Raw genomic sequence first — 22665 nt, forward strand, 5'->3', positions numbered from 1 at the left:
AGCGGTAGTTCAGTTGGTTAGAATACCGGCCTGTCACGCCGGGGGTCGCGGGTTCGAGTCCCGTCCGCTCCGCCACTTACATTGAAGCCTCGTCAGATTGACGAGGCTTTTTTGTTTTTCGAAAAGTATAAATGCAGTAGTTCAGTTGGTTAGACTCTTTTGAATAGCAAGCGCCCTGTCTCACGTGCCGAAGGCACATGGGTTCGTCTCTTTATAAGAGCAAGTCCGCCCCATTTACGCTGAGCTTCGTGTTCGTAAGCTCACAGCCATCGCTGTACTCACCCACAAACATTAAGACGAAAGTCTCTGCCCTGATTTATATTAAGAGTGCAGAGGCTTTTTTCGTATGTGGTCCTGAAAAAGAACCATCATGAAATTATAGATGCAGTAGTTCAGTTGGACTTACATTGTTGCCGGCAATGTTTAGCGTACACTCCTTCCCTGGAGATACTAGGCGCTTTTGAATGGCAAGATGTGTATCCATATACAAAGTCCGCTCGACATCCCTTGCTTCTCGTTTGTTAGCTTGAGACGACGTCATATTCACCCTGACTCACATACCTTAGCCACCAGGGATCATTTCTTGATAGGTGCTAGTACGCTTTGTAAACATTAGAACGAAGTCCTCTGCATTTCTTGTTGTGATAAGTCCGGATTTATTCTATTCCTTAACAATCAACTGCTGCAGTACAGCCCATGTTTATCATTCATATAATGGTGGGGTGATGATGTGTGTCTAAATAGCTTTAGAACAGAGACATGAGCGCAGTTAAACGTCTTATGGTCACTATTTAGCACGGCACAGTCTGCAAGGTCATTGAGATGATATTCTATGGCGCTTATTTCCGTTACAATGCTTTTTTTGGCCTCAAGAAGTTACTATGCAGCAACACCTAAATCACTCCTTAAAAGCTTTTAATACCTTAGGGCTAGACTATCGATGCCAGCGCCTATGCATTATAGATTCCACCGAAGAGTTATTAACGCTGTTTACAGAGGGTATGACTGAGCCGTATTTGGTCATTGGAGGTGGAAGTAATGTGGTTTTTACTGAGAACTTCGCCGGTACAGTCATAGTGATTAACAGTAAAGGGGTGACGATTGACGAGGATGAAAACCTATACAAGTTGTCGGTCGCTGCTGGGGAGGATTGGCATCAGTTTGTCGAAAAGACACTCAATGATGGTATGCCAGGCTTAGAAAACTTGGCGCTTATTCCTGGTTGCATTGGTGCAGCACCAGTGCAGAATATCGGCGCATACGGCGTTGAATTAGCCGATGTTTGTGCTTGGGTCGAGTATCTAGATACCACTGAATTAACGCTGAAGAGATTAGCGGTTGATGAGTGCCAATTTGCTTATCGTGAATCCATATTTAAAGGTAACCTTAAGGGAAAAGCTATCATTACGCATGTGGGCATCCACCTTGCTAAATCATGGCAGCCAACACTCGACTATGGCCCTCTAAAACGCTTTATCGATGAACCAGTGCAAGCAATCGATATATTTAATGAGGTTTGTCAGGTAAGGTCTACTAAGTTACCGGATCCTAAAGTACTTGGTAATGCAGGTAGTTTTTTTAAAAACCCAATTGTGTCCAAAAGCGTTTACTTAGCATTGAAGCAACAATATCCACAGATAGTTGCTTTCGCTGTATCCGACAGTGAGGTTAAGTTGGCTGCAGGTTGGTTGATTGAGCATGCTGGGTTAAAAGGGTTTACGATAGGCGATGCTAGCGTACATGAGCAACAAGCATTGGTGCTGGTTAATAATGGCCATGCGACAGGCTCACAAATTATTCAGCTCGCAGAGCATGTAAAGCAGTTGGTAGCTGAACAATATGGCGTGCAACTGGAAGTTGAACCACGAATAATTGGCGCTAAGTGCGAAAAGGAGTAGATAGATGCAAGATCAATGGATTCGTAAACGTGCCATAGTAAATTTGCTTAGCGGCGGCCAATTTGTTTCTGGTGAAGGCCTAGCAAATGAGTTAGGTATAAGCCGTGCTGCAATTAGTAAGCATATCGCTGGCCTAGAAGATTATGGTGTGGATATTTTTAGCGTTAAAGGTAAGGGCTATAAGCTCGCCACTCCGCTATCACTAATTGACGACAAGCTACTACTTGACCAGTCTAAGGGCCGTTGTTTCTATTTTGATGAAATCCCTTCAACTAATGGCTTTTTGTTGGATCATGTCGATGAGTTGAACTGCGGTGACTTTTGCGTCGCAGAATATCAATCTGCTGGTAGGGGCCGTCGGGGACGTACATGGGTCTCGCCCTATGGCGGGCATCTATATTTTTCGTTGTTCTGGCGTTTCCCGCAAGGAATGGCACAAGCAATGGGGCTAAGTTTAGTTGTTGCTTGTTCTTTAGCAGAAGTACTGAAGCAGTTCGATGTCGAAAACGTGGGGGTCAAGTGGCCTAATGATATCTATTTAGATAATAGAAAATTGGCTGGTGTCTTAGTTGAGATGAGCGGTCAGGCGGATAGTGAGTGTAACTTGGTCATTGGCATCGGTATAAACTTAGCGATGTCAGCGGCACAAGCAGAGCAGATCGATCAACCCTGGAGCGACCTATCCGGTCTACCGAATCTGCCAAACAAAACCGCGTTGACGTTAGCGTTGCAAAGTCAGCTGATCACAGACCTTCAAGAGTTCGAAAATGAGGGGTTATCTGCCTTTATGCATCGTTGGCAGCAAGCTGATATCTTTGTTAATCAACAGGTCAAATTGTTGATGGGTGATAAGGTGGTTGAAGGGGTTTGCAAAGGCATTGATGAACAAGGGAGTTTGTTGCTTGAGTCAGAGGGCAAAGTACAAGCATATGTTGGTGGAGAGATCAGTTTACGAAAAGCCTAAACTGTGCGGAGCGTGATACTCCGCACTATTTCTTACGCATTAATACTCTATCCATACGGTGATCGGCGCCTTTTTGCAATATGAGGCTTGCTCGGTCGCGCGTTGGCAGGATATTTAGATTGAGGTTAGGTCCATTAATACTATCCCAAATATTAGCTGCGATCTTTTTCGCTTCGTTATCTTCAAGTTTTGAATAATGGTGAAAGTATGAGTTTTGATTCGCAAATGCGCCTTGTCTGAATTGCAAGAAGCGCTGAATATACCAATTCTTCAATAGTGCTTCGTCAGCATCAACATATATCGAAAAATCAACAAAGTCTGACACATAGGGTTGTTGAAGTGGCAGGTGTGAATCTTGCCCATTTTGCAAAACGTTTAACCCTTCGATAATGAGAATGTCGGGATGATTGATAAGTTGTTTTTGCTCAAGTCGGTCATAGGTAATATGACTATATAGCGGCGCATGTACTTTCTCTTCGCCGGATTTCACCTTTGAAATGAAATCTACCAACAGCTTCATATCATAGCTTTCGGGGAAGCCTTTACGTTGTAGTAGGCCTCGGCGTTTCAATTCTGCAAGGGGATAAAGAAATCCGTCGGTGGTCACGAGATCCACTTTGGGGTGTTCTGGCCATTGCCTTAACAGCGCCTGTAAAATCCTCGCTGTGGTACTTTTGCCCACTGCGACGCTACCAGCAATACTGATTACATAGGGTCTTTTAGGTGGTGTGCGACCAAGAAACTCATTGAGCACAACGCCGCGCTTTTGTTTTGCGCCTACTATGAGGTTTAGCAATCTGCTTAAAGGAAGATAAATGTCAGTAACCTCTGACAACGAGATATTTTCATTGATGCCGCGTAGATCCGCCAAATCAACTTCACTCAGCGTTAAAGGCACGGATTTACGTAGCTCGGCCCATTGCTGACGACCAAAAGCTAAATACAGCGCTTGGTGAATTTGGTTGGTTATTGTCATTTATTCTCTCCCCATTAGGAGTCGCACAGTACACCATCACGTTTATGTGAACAACATCAAAGCATGTGTTGCCAGAGTGAAATTTGTTTTTAGCTAAAGAGAATGAATAAAAAACGCACTTTACGCCCTTTTTATGGCTGAAAAAGCAACGTTTGACGCTTTTTTTGAGAAAAATTAAAAATAGGTATTGCACTTATGCTCACATTTACCTAATATCCGCTACCGAAATGACACGCCGGCATAGCTCAGTTGGTAGAGCAACTGACTTGTAATCAGTAGGTCCCGAGTTCGACTCTTGGTGCCGGCACCATTTCTCTGGAGGGGTTCCCGAGTGGCCAAAGGGATCAGACTGTAAATCTGACGGCTCAGCCTTCGAAGGTTCGAATCCTTCTCCCTCCACCATATTCTAGGTAGTTAGGTAACCTGAAGTAGGTTGCGCGGATGTCGTATAATGGTATTACTCCAGCCTTCCAAGCTGATAACGCGGGTTCGATTCCCGCCATCCGCTCCAAAATCTTGCTGATAATACTTAATCAGTAGAAAGCACTCGGTATCGAGTGCTTTTTCCGATTTAAGGCTACCTATCAGCACCGACCCGCTTCTTTGTTCCCCAATTATCTTATTAACTGATTCGATGTCCTTAACTACATCGGATTTTTTGCTATATGCAGTTTCATCACCAAATACTTTGGATTGGGGCAATACCATGGCTAAAGAAAAATTTGAACGTAATAAACCCCACGTGAACGTGGGCACCATTGGTCACGTTGACCATGGTAAAACAACTCTAACTGCTGCTATCTCTGCTGTATTGACTAAGACATACGGTGGTGAAGCACGTGATTTCGCACAAATCGATAACGCTCCAGAAGAGCGTGAGCGTGGTATTACAATTAATACTTCTCACATCGAATATGACACTCCAACTCGTCACTACGCACACGTAGACTGCCCAGGTCACGCGGATTATGTTAAAAACATGATCACTGGTGCTGCACAGATGGACGGCGCAATCCTAGTAGTTGCTTCTACAGATGGCCCAATGCCACAAACTCGTGAGCACATCCTACTTTCTCGTCAGGTAGGTGTACCTTTCATCATCGTATTCATGAACAAATGTGACATGGTAGATGACGAAGAGCTTCTAGAACTAGTAGAAATGGAAGTTCGTGAACTTCTTTCTGAGTATGAATTCCCAGGTGATGACCTACCAGTTATCCAAGGTTCTGCACTTAAAGCCCTAGAAGGTGAAGCAGAGTGGGAAGCTAAGATCATTGAGCTTGCAGAAGCGCTAGATACTTACATTCCAGAGCCAGAGCGTGCAATTGACGGTGCGTTCATTCTACCAATTGAAGATGTATTCTCAATCTCAGGCCGTGGTACAGTAGTAACAGGTCGTGTTGAGCGTGGTATCATCAAAGTAGGTGAAGAGATTGAAATCGTAGGTATCAAAGAGACTACGAAGACAACTTGTACTGGTGTAGAAATGTTCCGTAAGCTGCTTGACGAAGGTCGTGCAGGTGAGAACTGTGGTGTACTACTACGTGGTACTAAGCGTGATGAAGTAGAGCGTGGTCAAGTACTAGCCGCTCCAGGTTCAATCACTCCACACACAACTTTCGAATCAGAAGTATACGTACTTTCGAAAGAAGAAGGTGGTCGTCACACTCCATTCTTCAAAGGTTACCGTCCACAGTTCTACTTCCGTACAACTGACGTAACAGGTACTATCGAGCTACCAGAAGGCGTAGAAATGGTAATGCCAGGTGATAACATCAAGATGACTGTTACACTAATCTGCCCAATCGCGATGGACGAAGGTTTACGCTTCGCAATCCGTGAAGGTGGCCGTACAGTTGGTGCTGGTGTTGTAGCTAAAATCGTAGACTAATTAGTCGAAGATTTAGTGGTAAGAAAAGGCAGCTTAGGCTGCCTTTTTTGTTTTAGGTTATATTTAATGATAACCAGACTGCGCGCCTTGCCAATTGCTCTGAATAAGCATACAATCTATGGCCGATTTTTGACCCTCTGGGATTATATTGATGGTTAATATAAGCTCAGGGTGAGGGATGAGAAGCTAAAATTCTATCCCACTGCCTATAAAGTTTGGCCTGTTAGGCTCAGGTCGCAGTAAGTAACGGAATTAACCGATGACAACAAATACAGAAAACCAAGGTAACTCTTTGGATATCGTAAAATGGGGCCTAGTGGTCATTTTGTTGGCTGCCGCTATTGTTGGTAACCAAATGTATAGCGAAGCTAGCGTACTGGTTCGTGCTATTGGTGTAGTAGTTGCTTTTGCTATTGCTGGTTTCATTGCACTACAAACCGAAAAAGGTAAGCAAGCGTTAGTTTTTGCTCGCGAATCACATATTGAAGTACGTAAAGTTGTCTGGCCAACTCGCCAAGAAGCGTTAAACACGACTTTTATCGTGCTAGCGGCGACAGGTGTATTAGCGCTTATCCTATGGGGTATGGACGCAGTACTTCTTCGAATTGTTAATTTTATTACAGGCGTATAGGCATTTCGCATGACTGAAGCAACTGAAGCTAAAAAGAGATGGTATGTTGTTCAAGCTTTTTCAGGCTATGAAGGACGAGTTTGTAAGTCTCTTCTAGAGCACATCAAAATGCATAGCATGGAGCACTACTTTGGTGAGGTACTAGTACCAACTGAAGAGGTGGTTGAAATGCGCGCTGGTCAGCGTCGCAAGAGTGAGCGCAAGTTCTTTCCAGGTTATGTTTTAGTACAGATGGAAATGAACGACGAAAGCTGGCACCTAGTTAAAAGTATCCCTCGTGTCATGGGCTTTATCGGTGGAACGTCTGATAGACCTGCACCAATCTCAGATAAAGAAGCGAACGCTATTTTACAGCGTTTACAAGAAACGACAGAATCACCGACTCATCGCGTTATGTTTGAGCCTGGTGAGATTGTACGCGTTACCGACGGTCCATTTGCTGACTTTAACGGCACTGTTGAAGAAGTCGATTATGAGAAGAACCGCGTTAAAGTTTCTGTGATGATTTTCGGTCGCTCGACACCAGTAGAACTAGATTTTAGTCAGATTGAAAAAAGCTGATTAAATTAAGTACAAATTTTATTTGGAATGGGTGCGGATTTTTTATATAATCCGCACCCATTGTTTTCGGGGAGCTAAAAGGCATGTCGTCTTTAGCGTTTGTACCCATACTTGAGGAAAATGTCTCATGGCTAAAAAAGTTGATGGTTACATCAAACTACAAGTAGCAGCCGGTGCTGCTAATCCTTCGCCACCAGTTGGTCCTGCATTGGGTCAAAAAGGCGTAAACATCATGGAATTCTGTAAAGCATTCAACGCTCGTACTGAAAAGTTCGACAAAGGTATGCCAATTCCAGTTGTTATCACTGTTTACACCGATCGTTCTTTCACTTTCGAAACTAAGACACCACCTGCATCTTTCCTACTGCTTAAAGCAGCAGGCCTGAAGTCTGGTTCTGGTCGTCCTAACACTGAAAAAGTGGGTACTATCAAGCGTAGCGCTGTTCAAGAGATTGCTGAAGTTAAGCAAGCTGATATGACTGGTGCTGATATGGAAGCGATGATGCGTTCTATTGAAGGTACTGCGCGTTCAATGGGTTTGGTAGTAGAGGACTAATATAATGGCAAAGCTAACTAAACGTGCTCGTTTGATCCGCGAAAAAGTTGAAGCGACTAAGAACTACGAAATCAACGAAGCTGTTGCACTGCTTAAAGAGCTTGCGACTGCTAAATTTGTAGAAAGTGTTGATGTAGCGGTTAACCTAGGTGTTGACCCACGTAAATCAGACCAAAACGTTCGTGGTGCAACTGTACTACCACACGGTACTGGTCGTGACGTTCGTGTTGCTGTATTCACTCAAGGTGCTAATGCAGAAGCTGCTACTGAAGCTGGTGCTGAGCTAGTCGGTATGGACGAGCTTGCTGCACAAGTTAAAGCTGGCGAAATGGACTTTGACGTAGTTATCGCATCTCCTGATGCAATGCGCGTTGTTGGTCAGTTAGGTCAAATCTTAGGCCCACGTGGTCTAATGCCTAACCCTAAAACTGGTACTGTAACTCCAAACGTTGCAGAAGCAGTTAAGAACGCTAAAGCTGGTCAAATTCGTTACCGCAACGACAAGAACGGTATCATCCACACCACTATCGGTAAGGTTGATTTCGAACCAGCACAGCTGAAAGAAAACTTAGAAGCACTATTAAGTGCACTAGTTAAGGCTAAGCCTGCTTCAGCAAAAGGTGTTTTCCTTAAGAAAGTTAGCATCTCTACCACTATGGGTGCAGGTGTTGCAGTAGATCAGGCTACCCTATCTACTTCTAACTAATTTCTTAAGCTAGTTTTACAAAGTGTCTGGATTCATTTATAATTCGCGCACTTTGTGGGTTGAGGTCTAATTTTTAATCATTAAGTGATTGATTTTTAGACTTCCGTCCAAGACCGTAGGTGTGCTCAATAAGAGTTACTTAATTTCCTACGTAGACGGTGTCGGACCCCAGATAGATTTTTTTCTGCCTGGAAATTCGCGCCGTAAGTAACTAAACAATTGATTGTTTAGTATGGTAATTGCTAGGGAAATCCCTAGATAGAATCCAGGAGTAAAGCCAATGGCATTAAGACTCGAAGACAAAAAAGCGATTGTTGCTGAAGTCAGCGAAGCTGCCAAAGGTGCTTTATCTGCAGTAGTAGCCGATTCACGCGGTGTAACTGTAGGTGATATGACTGGTCTTCGTAAAGCTGCTCGTGAAGCTGGTGTATACGTTAAAGTTGTACGTAACACTCTAGTTAAGCGCGCTGTTGAAGGTACTGATTTTGAGTGCCTAGCTGAGACGTTTACTGGTCCTACTTTGATTGCATTCTCTAACGAGCACCCAGGTGCTGCAGCGCGTCTACTTAAAGACTTCGCTAAAGAGCAAGAGAAGTTTGAAATCAAAGCAGCAGCCTTTGAAGGGGAACTAATCCCTGCAGCAGAAATTGATCGTTTAGCGAAACTACCAACATACGAAGAAGCACTAGCTCAGTTCATGATGACTCTAAAAGAAGCGTCTGCTGGCAAGTTGGTTCGTACATTGGCCGCTCTTCGCGATCAGAAAGAAGCAGCTTAATCATAAGATTAGCCGCTTAATTAAATTGAATTCAGTACAATTAGGAATTTTTTGTTATGTCTATCACTAAAGACCAAATCTTAGAAGCCCTTGCAGAAATGTCTGTAATGGAAGTTGTTGAACTAATCGAAGCAATGGAAGAGAAGTTCGGCGTTTCTGCCGCTGCTGCTGTTGTTTCTGGTGGTGCTGGCGATGCTGGTGCTGCTGAAGAGAAGACAGAATTCGACGTAATTCTAACTTCTCACGGTGACAACAAAGTTGCTGTAATTAAAGCTCTTCGTGGCGCTACAGGTCTAGGCCTGAAAGAAGCTAAAGGTATGGCTGAATCTGCTCCAGTAGCAGTGAAAGAAGGTATCTCTAAAGAAGAAGCTGAAGCTCTTAAGACTGATCTAGAAGCGGCTGGTGCTGCTGTTGAGATCAAGTAAGTTATAATTTAACTTACTACCCCCGAGCAATCGGGCGGAGGCTGGCGGTTTTTTAACCGTCGGCCTTTTTTGCGCTGTAAGCGTTGGCGATTTTTTATTCACCGTTTGTCGCCAAATTGTTGCAGTTCCTGGCAGAGATTACTGGCTAGGTTCTTGCTTTCAACGGTGATGGGCAAACGTGCTGATACAACATAAGGTTGTTTCAGTCTTGGTCACATCTCGCAATCAGAGGAAACCCATGGTTTACTCCTATTCTGAAAAGAAGCGTATTCGCAAAGACTTTGGTAAGCGTCCGCAAGTGCTGGACATTCCTTACCTGCTGTCAATCCAGTTGGACTCTTTTAAGAAGTTCACCGATCAAGATCCTACGGGTGAGCGCGGTCTAGAAGCTGCATTCCGTAGCGTTTTTCCCATCAAGAGCTTTTCTGGTAACTCAGAGCTACAGTACGTAAGCTACAAGCTAGGTGAGCCAGTTTTTGATGTGAAAGAGTGTCAAATCCGCGGTGTTACATACTCTGCACCATTACGTGTTAAGTTACGTATGGTTCTTTATGACCGTGAAGCAGCACCTGGCACTGTCAAAGACATTAAAGAACAAGAAGTCTATATGGGGGATATCCCTCTAATGACTGACAACGGTACCTTTGTTATCAATGGTACTGAACGTGTAATCGTATCGCAGTTGCACCGTAGTCCTGGTGTATTCTTTGATCACGACCGTGGTAAGACCCACTCTTCAGGTAAGGTGCTTTATAACGCACGTATTATTCCTTACCGTGGCTCATGGTTAGACTTTGAGTTTGATCCAAAAGATGCACTGTTCGTACGTATTGACCGTCGTCGTAAATTGGCAGCGTCAATTATTCTACGTGCACTAGATTACTCTACCCAAGACATCCTAGACCTATTCTTCGATCGTGTTCAGTACAAGATCAAGAAAGACTCACTAGTGATGAACTTGGTTGCAGATCGTCTACGTGGCGAAACTGCAAGCTATGACATTAAAGATGCGGAAGGTAATGTTCTCGTTGAGAAAGGCCGCCGTATTACTGCCCGTCATATCCGTCAATTAGAAAAAACTAACACCACTGAGCTTGAAGTACCGGTTGAGTACATTGCTGGCAAGATTGCCGCTCAAGACTACATTGACCCAGATACGGGTGAAGTATTGGTGTCAGCTAACGGCGAGATTAGCTTAGAAGACTTAGCTAAGCTTTCTATGGCAGGTATTAAAGAAATTGACACCCTATACATCAACGATCTTGATAATGGTGCATATATTTCTGACACGCTACGCATCGATTCAACCACTAACCGCTTAGAGGCGTTGGTTGAGATCTATCGCATGATGCGTCCAGGCGAGCCGCCAACCAAAGATGCTGCAGAAGCGCTATTCCAGAACTTGTTCTTCAGCGAAGAACGTTATGACCTATCTAAAGTAGGTCGTATGAAGTTCAACCGTCGTCTAGGTATCGAAGACGATGAAGGTACTGGCATCCTAACTAAAGAAGATATCGTTGCAGTTATGCAGAACATCATCAAGATCCGTAATGGTCTAGATGAAGTTGATGATATCGATCACTTAGGTAACCGTCGTATCCGTAGTGTTGGTGAAATGGCTGAAAACCAGTTCCGCGTTGGTCTTGTTCGTGTTGAACGTGCCGTACGTGAGCGCTTGAGCCTTGGTGATCTGAACGAGCTTATGCCTCAAGATCTAATCAACGCTAAGCCAATTTCAGCTGCTGTTAAAGAATTTTTCGGTTCTTCACAGTTATCTCAGTTCATGGACCAAAACAACCCATTGTCAGAAGTGACGCATAAGCGTCGTATTTCTGCTTTAGGTCCTGGTGGTTTGACTCGTGAGCGTGCGGGCTTCGAAGTTCGAGACGTTCACCCAACTCACTATGGTCGTCTATGTCCAATTGAGACTCCTGAAGGTCCAAACATTGGTCTAATTAACTCGTTAGCAAGCTTTGCGCGTACTAACTCTTATGGCTTCTTAGAAACACCTTACCGCAAAGTGGTTGATGGTGTGATTACCGATCAAGTTGATTATCTATCAGCTATCGAAGAAGGCCGTTATGTTATTGCACAGGCTAACATCGAAGTTGATCACAACGGTCGCATGATTGAAGAGCAAATTGCATGTCGTCATAAAGGTGAAGCTACCTTCATGCGCGCTGCAGATGTTCAATACATGGACGTTTCGCCACAACAGATCATTTCTGTTGCTGCATCGTTGATTCCATTCCTAGAACACGATGATGCGAACCGTGCATTGATGGGTGCGAACATGCAACGTCAAGCAGTACCAACACTGAAGGCTGATAAGCCGCTAGTAGGTACTGGTATTGAGCGTACACTTGCTGTTGATTCTGGCGTAGTTGTTGCCGCTAAGCGTGGTGGTTATATCGATTATGTCGATGCTAGCCGTATCGTTGTTAAAGTTAACGAAGCAGAACTCACTCCTGGCGAAGCCGGTATCGACATCTACAACTTGACCAAATACACCCGTTCTAACCAGAACACATGTATTAACCAGCGTCCTTGTTGTTCAGTGGGCGATCCAGTTGTACGTGGTGATGTATTGGCTGATGGCCCATCTACCGATTTAGGTGATTTGGCGCTTGGTCAAAACATGCGTATCGCGTTCATGCCTTGGAACGGTTACAACTTCGAAGATTCAATCTTGATTTCTGAGCGTGTCGCACAAGAAGACCGCTTTACCACTATCCACATTCAGGAGCTGTCTTGTATTGCTCGTGATACTAAGTTGGGTAGCGAAGAAATTACCGCTGATATTCCAAACGTAGGTGAGTCTGCGCTGTCTAAGCTAGATGAGTCTGGTATCGTTTATATCGGTGCAGAAGTGAAGGGTGGCGACATCCTTGTTGGTAAAGTGACGCCAAAAGGTGAAACTCAGCTAACTCCAGAAGAAAAGCTACTACGTGCTATCTTCGGTGAAAAAGCTTCTGACGTTAAAGACAGCTCACTACGCGTACCTAACTCTGTTAAAGGTACAATCATCGACGTTCAAGTATTTACTCGTGACGGCGTTGAAAAAGACAAGCGTGCTGTTGAAATCGAAGAAATGCATATCGGTCAAGCTAAGAAAGATTTGACTGAAGAGTTCAAGATCCTTGAAGAAGGTGTCTTTGGCCGTGCCCGTAACCTGCTACTAACTGCTGGTTTCAGTGAAGCACAACTTGATGCGATTCCTCGTCCACAGTTGCTAGTTCAATCTATTGATGATGAAGCTAAGCAAACTGAACTTGAGCAACTTGCAGAGCAGCATGAAGAGCTGAAAGCGGATTTCGATAAGAAGTTCGAAATCAAGCGTCGCAAGATCACTCAAGGCGATGACTTAGCACCTGGTGTACTTAAGATTGTTAAGGTTTACCTAGCAGTTAAGCGTACTATCCAGCCTGGTGATAAGATGGCGGGTCGTCACGGTAACAAGGGTGTTATCTCTAAGATTAACCCAGTTGAAGATATGCCATACGATGAAAACGGTAACCCAGTTGACATCGTACTGAACCCGCTTGGTGTACCATCTCGTATGAACATCGGTCAGGTTCTAGAAGTGCACTTAGGTGCTGCGGCTAAAGGTATCGGTGACCAAATCACTGCTATGCTTGAAGAGCAGCGTGAATTAGCAGAGCTTCGTAATTACATCAAACAAGTTTATGAATTAGGTGAAGGCGTGCAGCAGCAAGTCGATATCGATTCATTTACTGATGAAGAAGTTTTACGTCTTGCTAAGAACCTAAAAGGTGGTTTACCTACTGCTACGCCAGCATTTGATGGTGCGAAAGAGAAAGAGATTAAGGACATGCTAGCACTTGCTGGTCTGCCTACCTCTGGTCAACGCACACTTTATGATGGCCGTACAGGTAATGAGTTTGAGCGTCAAGTAACTGTTGGTTACATGTACATGCTGAAACTTAACCACTTGGTAGACGATAAGATGCATGCTCGTTCTACGGGTTCTTATAGTCTTGTTACTCAGCAACCACTGGGCGGTAAAGCACAGTTCGGTGGTCAGCGTTTCGGTGAGATGGAAGTATGGGCACTTGAAGCATACGGTGCAGCTTACACTCTTCAAGAAATGCTTACTGTTAAGTCTGATGACGTTAACGGTCGTACTCAGATGTATAAGAACATCGTCGACGGTAACCATCAGATGCAACCAGGTATGCCTGAGTCCTTCAACGTATTGCTGAAGGAGATCCGTTCACTTGGTATCAATATCGAGTTGGATCAAGAGTAACACTTGGCGAGCGCCGATTAATCGGCAATAAATTGGTGCTCTGCGACAGCGGAGCACCCGGTTTAACTCCTTCAGGAGAGAAACGTGAAAGACTTATTAAAGTTTCTGAAACAGCAAAGTAAGACTGAAGAATTTGAAGGTATTAAGATTGGCCTAGCGTCGCCAGACTTAATCCGCTCTTGGTCATTTGGTGAAGTTAAGAAGCCAGAAACCATCAACTACCGTACTTTCAAGCCTGAGCGTGAAGGTTTGTTCTGTGCGCGTATTTTTGGCCCAGTAAAAGATTATGAGTGTTTATGCGGTAAGTATAAGCGCCTTAAGCACCGTGGTGTGATCTGTGAGAAGTGTGGTGTAGAAGTTACCCAGACTAAAGTACGTCGTGAGCGTATGGGTCACATCGATCTTGCTAGCCCAGTTGCACACATTTGGTTCTTGAAGTCTCTGCCATCTCGTATCGGCCTAATGCTAGATATGACATTGCGTGACATCGAACGCGTACTTTACTTCGAATCTTTCGTTGTGATCGAGCCAGGCATGACTAGCCTTGAGCGCGGTCAAATGCTAACCGAAGAAAACTACCTTGACGCGTTAGAAGAGTACGGTGATGAGTTTGAAGCTAAGATGGGTGCCGAAGCAGTTCTAGAATTGCTACGTGCTATCGATCTTGAAAAAGAAATTGAGATGATGCGTGAAGAGTTGCCATCTATCAATTCTGAAACTCGCCGTAAGAAGATCACTAAGCGTCTTAAGCTTATTGAAGCATTCTACAACTCAGGTAATAAGCCAGAGTGGATGATCCTTAAGGTTCTTCCGGTTCTGCCACCTGATTTACGTCCGCTAGTACCACTAGATGGTGGCCGTTTTGCTACGTCTGATCTGAACGATCTATACCGTCGTGTGATCAACCGTAACAACCGTCTAAAGCGTCTATTAGATCTAGCTGCGCCAGACATCATCGTACGCAACGAAAAGCGTATGCTTCAAGAGTCTGTTGATGCGCTATTAGATAATGGTCGTCGTGGTCGTGCTATTACTGGTTCTAACAAGCGTCCTCTGAAATCTTTGGCAGATATGATCAAAGGTAAGCAAGGTCGTTTCCGTCAGAACCTACTTGGTAAGCGTGTTGATTACTCTGGTCGTTCGGTAATTACCGTAGGTCCTACTTTACGTCTGCACCAGTGTGGTCTTCCTAAGAAGATGGCACTTGAGCTATTCAAGCCATTTATTTACGGCAAATTGGAAGGTCGTGGTCTAGCGACAACCATTAAAGCTGCGAAGAAAATGGTAGAGCGTGAAGTGGCTGAAGTATGGGATGTACTAGACGAAGTGATTCGTGAACATCCAGTCATGCTTAACCGTGCACCAACGCTTCACCGTCTAGGTATTCAGGCATTTGAGCCAGTACTTATTGAAGGTAAAGCGATTCAGCTTCACCCACTCGTTTGTGCGGCGTACAACGCTGACTTCGATGGTGACCAAATGGCTGTTCACGTGCCGCTAACACTTGAAGCTCAGTTAGAAGCACGTTCATTGATGATGTCTACCAACAACATCTTGTCTCCAGCGAACGGTGAGCCAATCATCGTACCTTCGCAAGACGTTGTATTGGGTCTTTACTATACCAGCCGCGAATGCGTCAATGGTAAAGGTGAAGCAATGGCATTTGAGTCAGTCGATGAAGTTGAAAAAGCTTATCGTACTGGTGTTGCAGAGATTCACGCACGCGTTAAAGTTCGTATTACAGAGACTCAGTTCACTGAAAACGGTGAGCCAGTTGAAACACGCCGTATCGTTGATACGACTGTGGGTCGTGCACTGCTTTCACAAATTCTACCGAAAGGTTTGTCCTATGATTTGGTTAACCAAAACATGGGTAAGAAGCAGATCTCTAAGCTATTGAACACCTGTTATCGTCAACTAGGTCTGAAAGATACAGTTATCTTTGCTGACCAATTGATGTATACCGGTTTCCACTTTGCGACAGTTTCTGGTGCTTCTGTGGGTATCAACGATATGGTGATCCCAGAAGAGAAGTACACGCTAGTTTCTGATGCTGAAGCTGAAGTGCTTGAAATTCAAGAGCAGTTCCAATCAGGTCTAGTTACAGCCGGTGAGCGCTATAACAAAGTTATCGATATCTGGGCAAGTGCGAACGAAAAAGTGTCTAAAGCGATGATGGACAACCTGTCTACTGAGACAGTGTTGAACCGTGAAGGCGAAGAGGAAACTCAAGATTCGTTCAACAGCATCTACATGATGGCCGACTCAGGCGCTCGTGGTAGTGCGGCACAGATTCGTCAGCTAGCGGGTATGCGTGGTCTGATGGCTAAGCCAGATGGCTCTATTATTGAAACCCCAATTGTGGCTAACTTCCGTGAAGGTCTAAACGTACTACAGTACTTTATTTCTACTCACGGTGCGCGTAAAGGTCTTGCCGATACCGCATTGAAGACAGCTAACTCGGGTTACCTAACTCGTCGTCTAGTTGACGTAGCACAAGATTTGGTTGTTATCGAAGAAGACTGTGGTACCCACGAAGGTCTAACTATGAAGCCGCTTATTGAAGGTGGTGATGTAGTTGAGCCGTTACGTGAACGTGTACTAGGTCGTGTTGTTGCTGAAGACGTGTACTACCCAGGTACTGAAGATGTACTTGCGCCCCGTAACACGCTGCTAGATGAAGCATGGTGTGACAAGTTAGAAGAAAACTCAGTTGACGAAGTGATTGTTCGCTCTGTTATCAGCTGTGATACTGACTTTGGTGTGTGTGCGGCTTGTTATGGTCGTGACCTTGCACGTGGTCATATCATTAACCAAGGTGAAGCGATTGGCGTTGTTGCAGCACAATCAATTGGTGAGCCTGGTACACAGCTTACAATGCGTACCTTCCACATTGGTGGTGCGGCATCTCGAGCTTCAGCTGAAAACAACGTTCAAGTTAAGAATGTTGGTACACTGAAACTACACAATGCTAAGCATGTAACTAACAGCGACGGCAAACTAGTGATTGTTTCTCGTTCTTCTGAGCTAGCGATTATTGATGAGCTAGGTCGTGAGAAAGAGCGTTATAAAGTACCTTACGGTACTGTGCTTGAGAAACTAGAAGATGCGAATGTTGAGTCTGGTGAGATCATCGCTAACTGGGATCCACATACTCACCCCATCGTTTCTGAGGTTGCGGGTAGTATTAAGTTCGTTGATATGATTGAAGGTGTCACTATGAACCGTCAAACAGATGAACTTACTGGTCTATCGTCAATCGTGGTTATGGAAGTTGGTCAACGTCCAACTGCCGGTAAAGAAATGCGTCCAGCAATCCGTCTTGTAGATGCAAGCGGTAACGACTTGATGATTCCAGGTACTGAAGTACCTGCTCAGTACTTCTTACCAGGTAACGCGATTGTAAACCAAGACGATAATGCACCAATTAACGTTGGTGACGCCTTGGCTCGTATTCCACAGGAATCTTCTAAGACCCGTGATATTACCGGTGGTCTACCGCGTGTTGCTGACTTGTTCGAAGCGCGTAAGCCAAAAGAGCCTGCAATTCTTGCTGAGCACTCAGGTACTATCTCGTTCGGTAAAGAAACTAAAGGTAAGCGTCGTCTAGTGATCACGCCTGCTGATGGTGGCAAGCCGTATGAAGAGATGATTCCAAAGTGGCGTAACCTAAACGTGTTCGAAGGTGAAAAAGTTGAACGCGGTGAAGTTATCGCTGATGGTCCAGAAGCAGCACATGACATTCTACGTCTACGTGGTATTCATAAAGTGGCTAACTATATCGTTAACGAAGTTCAAGACGTATACCGTCTACAGGGCGTAAAAATTAACGATAAGCACATCGAAGTGATTATCCGTCAGATGCTACGTAAGTGCGAAATCACTGACGCTGGCGATAGTGAATTCTTAGCTGGTGAACAAGTTGAAGTTTCACGCGTTAAAATTGCTAACCGTGAACTAGAAGCACAAGGTAAACAACCTGCGAAGTTCGAACGTGAACTATTAGGTATTACCAAAGCATCGCTTGCTACTGAGTCGTTTATTTCCGCGGCATCGTTCCAGGAGACCACTCGTGTTCTTACTGAAGCAGCTGTTGGTGGTAAGAGCGATAAGCTACGTGGTCTGAAAGAGAACGTGATTGTGGGTCGTTTGATCCCAGCTGGTACCGGTTATGCGTATCACCAAAGCCGTTCTCAAGCTGCAACTAATGCTGCGGTAGAAGAAGCACCAACGATCAGCGCAAGTGAAGCTGAGCAAAACCTGGCAGATCTACTGAATCTTGCTGGAAGCTCAGATTAATCTAGCGACTTCGGTAAACAAATTGTAAAAAAGGCGCCTTTGGCGCCTTTTTTTTATAATTAATCGCTTAAAAGTTGGCTATTTCTTGACAGGCGGCCATTACCTTTCTAAAATTTCGCCTCCCATATTTGTGGGACATAGATTTTTCACACCTTACTGTTGAGTTTAATCAACTGATTCGGAGCTATACATGGCAACTGTAAACCAGTTGGTACGTAAGCCTCGCGCACCTAAAGTCGAAAAGACTAATGTGCCAGCGTTGGCTGCGTGTCCACAAAAACGTGGTGTTTGTACTCGCGTATACACAACCACACCAAAAAAACCTAACTCTGCACTACGTAAAGTAGCTCGTGTGCGTCTAACTAACGGTTTCGAAGTAACTTCGTACATCGGTGGTGAAGGCCACAACCTGCAGGAGCACAGCGTGATTCTAATCCGTGGTGGTCGTGTTAAAGACTTACCTGGTGTTCGTTATCACACTGTTCGTGGCGCATTAGACTGTGCTGGTGTTAGTGAACGTCGTCAAGGTCGTTCTAAGTACGGAGCTAAGCGTCCTAAGTCTTAACGTTTTCCGTTAAGTAAGGCCAAGCTAATATTTTGATTCCAGTTTTGGGGTCCCTGAAGCATACGGAGAAATTGTTATGCCAAGACGTCGCGTTGTAGGACAACGTAAAATCCTACCAGATCCAAAGTTCAATAGTGAGTTGCTGGCTAAGTTCATCAACGTCATTATGCAGGACGGCAAAAAGTCGACTGCTGAAAAAATTATTTATAAGGCACTAGATGTTGTCGCTGAGAAAAAAGGCGAAGAGCACCTAGTAATCCTTGAAGCAGCCCTGGAAAACGTTCGCCCATCTGTCGAGGTTAAATCTCGTCGTGTTGGTGGTTCTACTTACCAGGTACCATGTGAAGTACGCCCAGTTCGTCGTAACGCGTTGGGTATGCGTTGGTTAGTTGAAGCTGCTCGTAAGCGTGGTGAAAAATCTATGGCTCTACGTCTAGCCGGTGAAATGCTAGACGCTGCTGAAAACAAAGGTACTGCTGTTAAGAAGCGCGAAGACGTGCATCGTATGGCAGAAGCGAACAAAGCGTTCGCACATTACCGCTGGTAATCTCTTGGTGCAGGCTTTTGCCTGCACCATGTTTTACATCACTAGTGTGTTATCACTAGTAAAGAGGGTTTAATCGTGGCTCGTACAACTCCAATTGAGCGTTACCGTAATATCGGTATTTGTGCTCATGTTGACGCAGGAAAAACCACAACTACAGAACGTGTTTTATTCTACACCGGTATGTCTCATAAGATCGGTGAAGTTCATGATGGCGCAGCCACTATGGATTGGATGGAGCAGGAGCAAGAGCGTGGTATTACCATTACCTCTGCTGCGACAACTACGTTCTGGCGTGGTATGGATGCACAGTATACTGAGCACCGTATCAACATCATCGATACACCAGGTCACGTTGACTTCACAATTGAAGTAGAACGTTCTTTGCGTGTACTTGATGGTGCCGTAGTTGTGTTCTGTGGTTCTTCTGGTGTTGAACCACAGTCAGAGACTGTTTGGCGTCAAGCCGATAAGTATCATGTACCTCGTATCGTTTTCGTCAATAAGATGGATCGTGCCGGTGCAGACTTTGAAAGTGTGGTAGAGCAGATTCGTAACCGTTTGGGCGCAACTTGTGTACCGATTCATTTGAATATCGGTGCAGAAGAAGAGTTCAAAGGTGTGGTTGACTTGATAAAAATGAAGGCTATTAACTGGTCTGAAGCTGATCAAGGCACAACGTTCACCTATGAAGATATTCCCGCTGAGCTAGCTGATAAAGCAGCTGAAATGCGTGAATACCTTGTTGAAAGTGCTGCTGAAGCTTCAGAAGAACTGATGGACAAGTACCTCGAAGAGGGCGAGTTATCAGAAGCTGAAATTAAGCAAGCATTACGTCAACGTACTCTAGCGAATGAAATTGTACTTGCGACCTGTGGTTCTGCATTTAAGAACAAAGGTGTACAAGCAGTTTTAGATGCTGTGATTGATTATTTGCCTTCTCCAATCGAAGTACCTGCAATTAAGGGCATCGATGAGAACGAAAATGAAGTAGAGCGTCATTCTGACGACAACGAACCATTTTCAGCATTGGCATTTAAGATTGCAACTGACCCATTCGTTGGCACCTTAACATTTATGCGCGTCTATTCAGGTGTGCTAGAAACCGGTTCTGGTGTATACAACTCTGTTAAGCAAAAGCGTGAGCGTATTGGTCGTATGGTGCAGATGCATGCTAACGACCGACAAGAGATCAAAGAAGTGCGCGCTGGCGATATCGCCGCAGCCATTGGTCTAAAAGATGTTACCACTGGTGATACCTTATGCGATGCTAACCACAAAGTTATCCTGGAACGTATGGAGTTCCCTGAGCCAGTAATTACGATTGCTGTAGAGCCTCGCTCTCAAGCCGACCAAGAGAAAATGGCTATCGCGCTGCAAAAGCTAGCTGCGGAAGATCCATCTTTCCGTGTTGAAACTGATGAAGAATCAGGTCAGACACTGATCTCGGGAATGGGTGAGCTACACTTAGACATTATCGTAGACCGTATGCGTCGTGAATTTAGTGTTGAGTGTAATGTGGGTAAACCACAAGTGGCCTACCGTGAGACAATTCGCTCAGCTGTTGAAGTAGAAGGCAAATTCGTTCGTCAGTCTGGTGGACGTGGTCAATTTGGTCATGTTTGGCTGAAACTAGAGCCTCAAGAAGAAGGCTTTGGATACGAATTTGTCAATGAGATTGTTGGTGGTGTGGTTCCAAGAGAATACATCCCTGCAGTAGATAAAGGTATCCAAGAACAGATGAAGAACGGCGTATTGGCTGGCTTCCCTGTACTGGATGTTAAAGTCACTTTGTTTGACGGCTCATATCATGATGTCGACTCAAACGAAATGGCGTTTAAGGTCGCAGGCTCTATGGGCTTTAAAAAGGGTGCGCTTGAAGCAGACCCTGCCTTGTTAGAACCTTGTATGAAAGTTGAGGTAACAACACCTGAAGATTATATGGGTGATGTGGTTGGCGACTTAAATAGACGACGCGGATTAATCGAAGGTATGGAAGACGGCATTGGTGGCGTCAAAATCGTTCGAGCCGTTGTGCCTTTATCTGAAATGTTTGGTTATGCAACTGACCTGCGCAGTGCGACACAAGGTCGCGCTTCATACTCTATGGAGTTCTTGAAGTACGCTGACGCACCTCAAAATGTTGCTAAATCAGTTATGGAAGCGCGCGGATAAACATACCGCATAATTTCATAACTGCTATATTGATTGCTATTGCTCACGAAAAGTGAGCACTTCTGAAAAGAAAGGAATATATCGTGGCTAAAGAAAAATTTGAACGTAGTAAACCCCATGTTAACGTTGGTACTATTGGACACGTTGACCATGGTAAAACAACTCTAACTGCTGCTATCTCTGCTGTATTGACTAAGACATACGGTGGTGAAGCACGTGATTTCGCACAAATCGATAACGCTCCAGAAGAGCGTGAGCGTGGTATTACAATTAATACTTCTCACATCGAATATGACACTCCAACTCGTCACTACGCACACGTAGACTGCCCAGGTCACGCGGATTATGTTAAAAACATGATCACTGGTGCTGCACAGATGGACGGCGCAATCCTAGTAGTTGCTTCTACAGATGGCCCAATGCCACAAACTCGTGAGCACATCCTACTTTCTCGTCAGGTAGGTGTACCTTTCATCATCGTATTCATGAACAAATGTGACATGGTAGATGACGAAGAGCTTCTAGAACTAGTAGAAATGGAAGTTCGTGAACTTCTTTCTGAGTATGAATTCCCAGGTGATGACCTACCAGTTATCCAAGGTTCTGCACTTAAAGCCCTAGAAGGTGAAGCAGAGTGGGAAGCTAAGATCATTGAGCTTGCAGAAGCGCTAGATACTTACATTCCAGAGCCAGAGCGTGCAATTGACGGTGCGTTCATTCTACCAATTGAAGATGTATTCTCAATCTCAGGCCGTGGTACAGTAGTAACAGGTCGTGTTGAGCGTGGTATCATCAAAGTAGGTGAAGAGATTGAAATCGTAGGTATCAAAGAGACTACGAAGACAACTTGTACTGGTGTAGAAATGTTCCGTAAGCTGCTTGACGAAGGTCGTGCAGGTGAGAACTGTGGTGTACTACTACGTGGTACTAAGCGTGATGAAGTAGAGCGTGGTCAAGTACTAGCCGCTCCAGGTTCAATCACTCCACACACAACTTTCGAATCAGAAGTATACGTACTTTCGAAAGAAGAAGGTGGTCGTCACACTCCATTCTTCAAAGGTTACCGTCCACAGTTCTACTTCCGTACAACTGACGTAACAGGTACTATCGAGCTACCAGAAGGCGTAGAAATGGTAATGCCAGGTGATAACATCAAGATGACTGTTACACTAATCTGCCCAATCGCGATGGACGAAGGTTTACGCTTCGCAATCCGTGAAGGTGGCCGTACAGTTGGTGCTGGTGTTGTAGCTAAAATCGTAGACTAATTAGTCGAAGATTTAGTGGTAAGAAAAGGCAGCTTAGGCTGCCTTTTTTATTGGAATTGATTTATTTGGGCGAATTAATAAAGCGCTAGCTTTTCATTGTTTCCTGAGTATAATAGCCGCCACTTGGTGAGCCACAAACGAAATTGTTGGTAATTCAC

16 protein-coding genes and 3 tRNA genes are annotated in these 22665 nt (G+C 44.7%); 18 read left to right on the plus strand and 1 reads right to left on the minus strand.

The window, feature by feature from the left end; genetic code table 11:
* The first annotated feature begins 881 nt into the window (after positions 1-881).
* Positions 882-1898, plus strand: a complete 1017-nt coding sequence (gene murB / locus ACHUFW_RS21200) for a UDP-N-acetylmuramate dehydrogenase (protein WP_394205916.1) — start codon at positions 882-884, stop codon at positions 1896-1898.
* A gap of 4 nt (positions 1899-1902) precedes the next feature.
* Positions 1903-2862, plus strand: a complete 960-nt coding sequence (gene birA / locus ACHUFW_RS21205; RefSeq protein WP_394205918.1) for a bifunctional biotin--[acetyl-CoA-carboxylase] ligase/biotin operon repressor BirA — start codon at positions 1903-1905, stop codon at positions 2860-2862.
* A gap of 25 nt (positions 2863-2887) precedes the next feature.
* On the opposite strand, the gene coaA is transcribed toward birA, so the two are convergent.
* Positions 2888-3838 (minus strand): type I pantothenate kinase, encoded by a 951-nt coding sequence (coaA, locus tag ACHUFW_RS21210; RefSeq protein ID WP_394205920.1) that lies wholly within the window; start codon positions 3836-3838, stop codon positions 2888-2890.
* A 234-nt stretch (positions 3839-4072) separates the two neighbouring features.
* On the opposite strand from coaA, the gene ACHUFW_RS21215 reads away from it, so the two are divergent.
* The 16 genes from ACHUFW_RS21215 to tuf (ACHUFW_RS21290) all read left to right on the plus strand — a co-directional run bounded on the left by ACHUFW_RS21215 (position 4073) and on the right by tuf (ACHUFW_RS21290) (position 22507).
* Positions 4073-4148 (plus strand) — tRNA-Thr (locus ACHUFW_RS21215).
* A 7-nt stretch (positions 4149-4155) separates the two neighbouring features.
* Positions 4156-4240: transfer RNA gene (locus ACHUFW_RS21220), tRNA-Tyr, on the plus strand.
* Between the two features lie 35 nt (positions 4241-4275).
* A tRNA-Gly gene (locus ACHUFW_RS21225) sits at positions 4276-4349 on the plus strand.
* Positions 4350-4544: 195 nt separating this feature from the next.
* Positions 4545-5729: an elongation factor Tu gene (gene tuf, locus ACHUFW_RS21230; RefSeq protein ID WP_394205922.1), complete on the plus strand. Its 1185-nt coding sequence runs from the start codon at positions 4545-4547 to the stop codon at positions 5727-5729.
* Between the two features lie 259 nt (positions 5730-5988).
* The gene (gene secE, locus ACHUFW_RS21235) at positions 5989-6360 is read left to right on the plus strand and encodes a preprotein translocase subunit SecE (RefSeq protein ID WP_394205924.1); all 372 of its coding nucleotides are present in this window, start codon (positions 5989-5991) and stop codon (positions 6358-6360) included.
* Between the two features lie 9 nt (positions 6361-6369).
* Positions 6370-6921, plus strand: coding sequence for a transcription termination/antitermination protein NusG (nusG, locus tag ACHUFW_RS21240; protein WP_394205926.1), 552 nt, complete (start codon positions 6370-6372; stop codon positions 6919-6921).
* 127 nt (positions 6922-7048) lie between these two features.
* Positions 7049-7477 (plus strand): 50S ribosomal protein L11, encoded by a 429-nt coding sequence (gene rplK / locus ACHUFW_RS21245; RefSeq protein ID WP_028774708.1) that lies wholly within the window; start codon positions 7049-7051, stop codon positions 7475-7477.
* Between the two features lie 4 nt (positions 7478-7481).
* The gene (rplA, locus tag ACHUFW_RS21250; RefSeq protein WP_394205928.1) at positions 7482-8183 is read left to right on the plus strand and encodes a 50S ribosomal protein L1; all 702 of its coding nucleotides are present in this window, start codon (positions 7482-7484) and stop codon (positions 8181-8183) included.
* A 280-nt stretch (positions 8184-8463) separates the two neighbouring features.
* On the plus strand, positions 8464-8961 hold the full coding sequence (gene rplJ / locus ACHUFW_RS21255; protein WP_394205929.1) for a 50S ribosomal protein L10: 498 nt from the start codon (positions 8464-8466) through the stop codon (positions 8959-8961).
* Between the two features lie 56 nt (positions 8962-9017).
* Positions 9018-9386 carry a 50S ribosomal protein L7/L12 gene (gene rplL / locus ACHUFW_RS21260; RefSeq protein WP_394205930.1) on the plus strand — a complete coding sequence of 123 codons (369 nt, stop codon included), beginning with the start codon at positions 9018-9020 and terminating at the stop codon, positions 9384-9386.
* A 238-nt stretch (positions 9387-9624) separates the two neighbouring features.
* Complete coding sequence (gene rpoB, locus ACHUFW_RS21265) at positions 9625-13656, plus strand: DNA-directed RNA polymerase subunit beta (protein ID WP_394205932.1); 4032 nt, start codon at positions 9625-9627, stop codon at positions 13654-13656.
* An 84-nt stretch (positions 13657-13740) separates the two neighbouring features.
* Positions 13741-17955, plus strand: a complete 4215-nt coding sequence (gene rpoC, locus ACHUFW_RS21270) for a DNA-directed RNA polymerase subunit beta' (RefSeq protein ID WP_394205934.1) — start codon at positions 13741-13743, stop codon at positions 17953-17955.
* A gap of 190 nt (positions 17956-18145) precedes the next feature.
* Entirely contained in the window at positions 18146-18520 is a 375-nt protein-coding gene (gene rpsL, locus ACHUFW_RS21275; RefSeq protein ID WP_028774714.1) for a 30S ribosomal protein S12, read from the plus strand.
* A 76-nt stretch (positions 18521-18596) separates the two neighbouring features.
* Positions 18597-19067, plus strand: a complete 471-nt coding sequence (rpsG, locus tag ACHUFW_RS21280; RefSeq protein WP_394205936.1) for a 30S ribosomal protein S7 — start codon at positions 18597-18599, stop codon at positions 19065-19067.
* Between the two features lie 75 nt (positions 19068-19142).
* Entirely contained in the window at positions 19143-21239 is a 2097-nt protein-coding gene (fusA, locus tag ACHUFW_RS21285) for an elongation factor G (RefSeq protein ID WP_394205938.1), read from the plus strand.
* An 83-nt stretch (positions 21240-21322) separates the two neighbouring features.
* Positions 21323-22507, plus strand: a complete 1185-nt coding sequence (tuf, locus tag ACHUFW_RS21290; protein ID WP_394205940.1) for an elongation factor Tu — start codon at positions 21323-21325, stop codon at positions 22505-22507.
* Positions 22508-22665: the final 158 nt, after the last annotated feature.

It is taken from the genome of Shewanella waksmanii (assembly GCF_043643685.1).
In the GTDB taxonomy this organism is placed as follows: domain Bacteria; phylum Pseudomonadota; class Gammaproteobacteria; order Enterobacterales; family Shewanellaceae; genus Shewanella; species Shewanella waksmanii_A.

What these genes read in the sequence shown, in the direction of transcription:
- birA (WP_394205918.1), top strand. Translation starts at nt 1,903, where the DNA reads ATGCAAGATCAATGGATTCGTAAACGTGCCATAGTAAATTTGCTTAGC.
- rplA (WP_394205928.1), top strand. Translation starts at nt 7,482, where the DNA reads ATGGCAAAGCTAACTAAACGTGCTCGTTTGATCCGCGAAAAAGTTGAA.
- murB (WP_394205916.1), top strand. Translation starts at nt 882, where the DNA reads ATGCAGCAACACCTAAATCACTCCTTAAAAGCTTTTAATACCTTAGGG.
- rpsL (WP_028774714.1), top strand. Translation starts at nt 18,146, where the DNA reads ATGGCAACTGTAAACCAGTTGGTACGTAAGCCTCGCGCACCTAAAGTC.
- rplK (WP_028774708.1), top strand. Translation starts at nt 7,049, where the DNA reads ATGGCTAAAAAAGTTGATGGTTACATCAAACTACAAGTAGCAGCCGGT.
- coaA (WP_394205920.1), bottom strand. Translation starts at nt 3,838, where the DNA reads ATGACAATAACCAACCAAATTCACCAAGCGCTGTATTTAGCTTTTGGT.
- secE (WP_394205924.1), top strand. Translation starts at nt 5,989, where the DNA reads ATGACAACAAATACAGAAAACCAAGGTAACTCTTTGGATATCGTAAAA.
- rpsG (WP_394205936.1), top strand. Translation starts at nt 18,597, where the DNA reads ATGCCAAGACGTCGCGTTGTAGGACAACGTAAAATCCTACCAGATCCA.
- nusG (WP_394205926.1), top strand. Translation starts at nt 6,370, where the DNA reads ATGACTGAAGCAACTGAAGCTAAAAAGAGATGGTATGTTGTTCAAGCT.
- rpoB (WP_394205932.1), top strand. Translation starts at nt 9,625, where the DNA reads ATGGTTTACTCCTATTCTGAAAAGAAGCGTATTCGCAAAGACTTTGGT.
- rplJ (WP_394205929.1), top strand. Translation starts at nt 8,464, where the DNA reads ATGGCATTAAGACTCGAAGACAAAAAAGCGATTGTTGCTGAAGTCAGC.
- rplL (WP_394205930.1), top strand. Translation starts at nt 9,018, where the DNA reads ATGTCTATCACTAAAGACCAAATCTTAGAAGCCCTTGCAGAAATGTCT.
- tuf (WP_394205922.1), top strand. Translation starts at nt 4,545, where the DNA reads ATGGCTAAAGAAAAATTTGAACGTAATAAACCCCACGTGAACGTGGGC.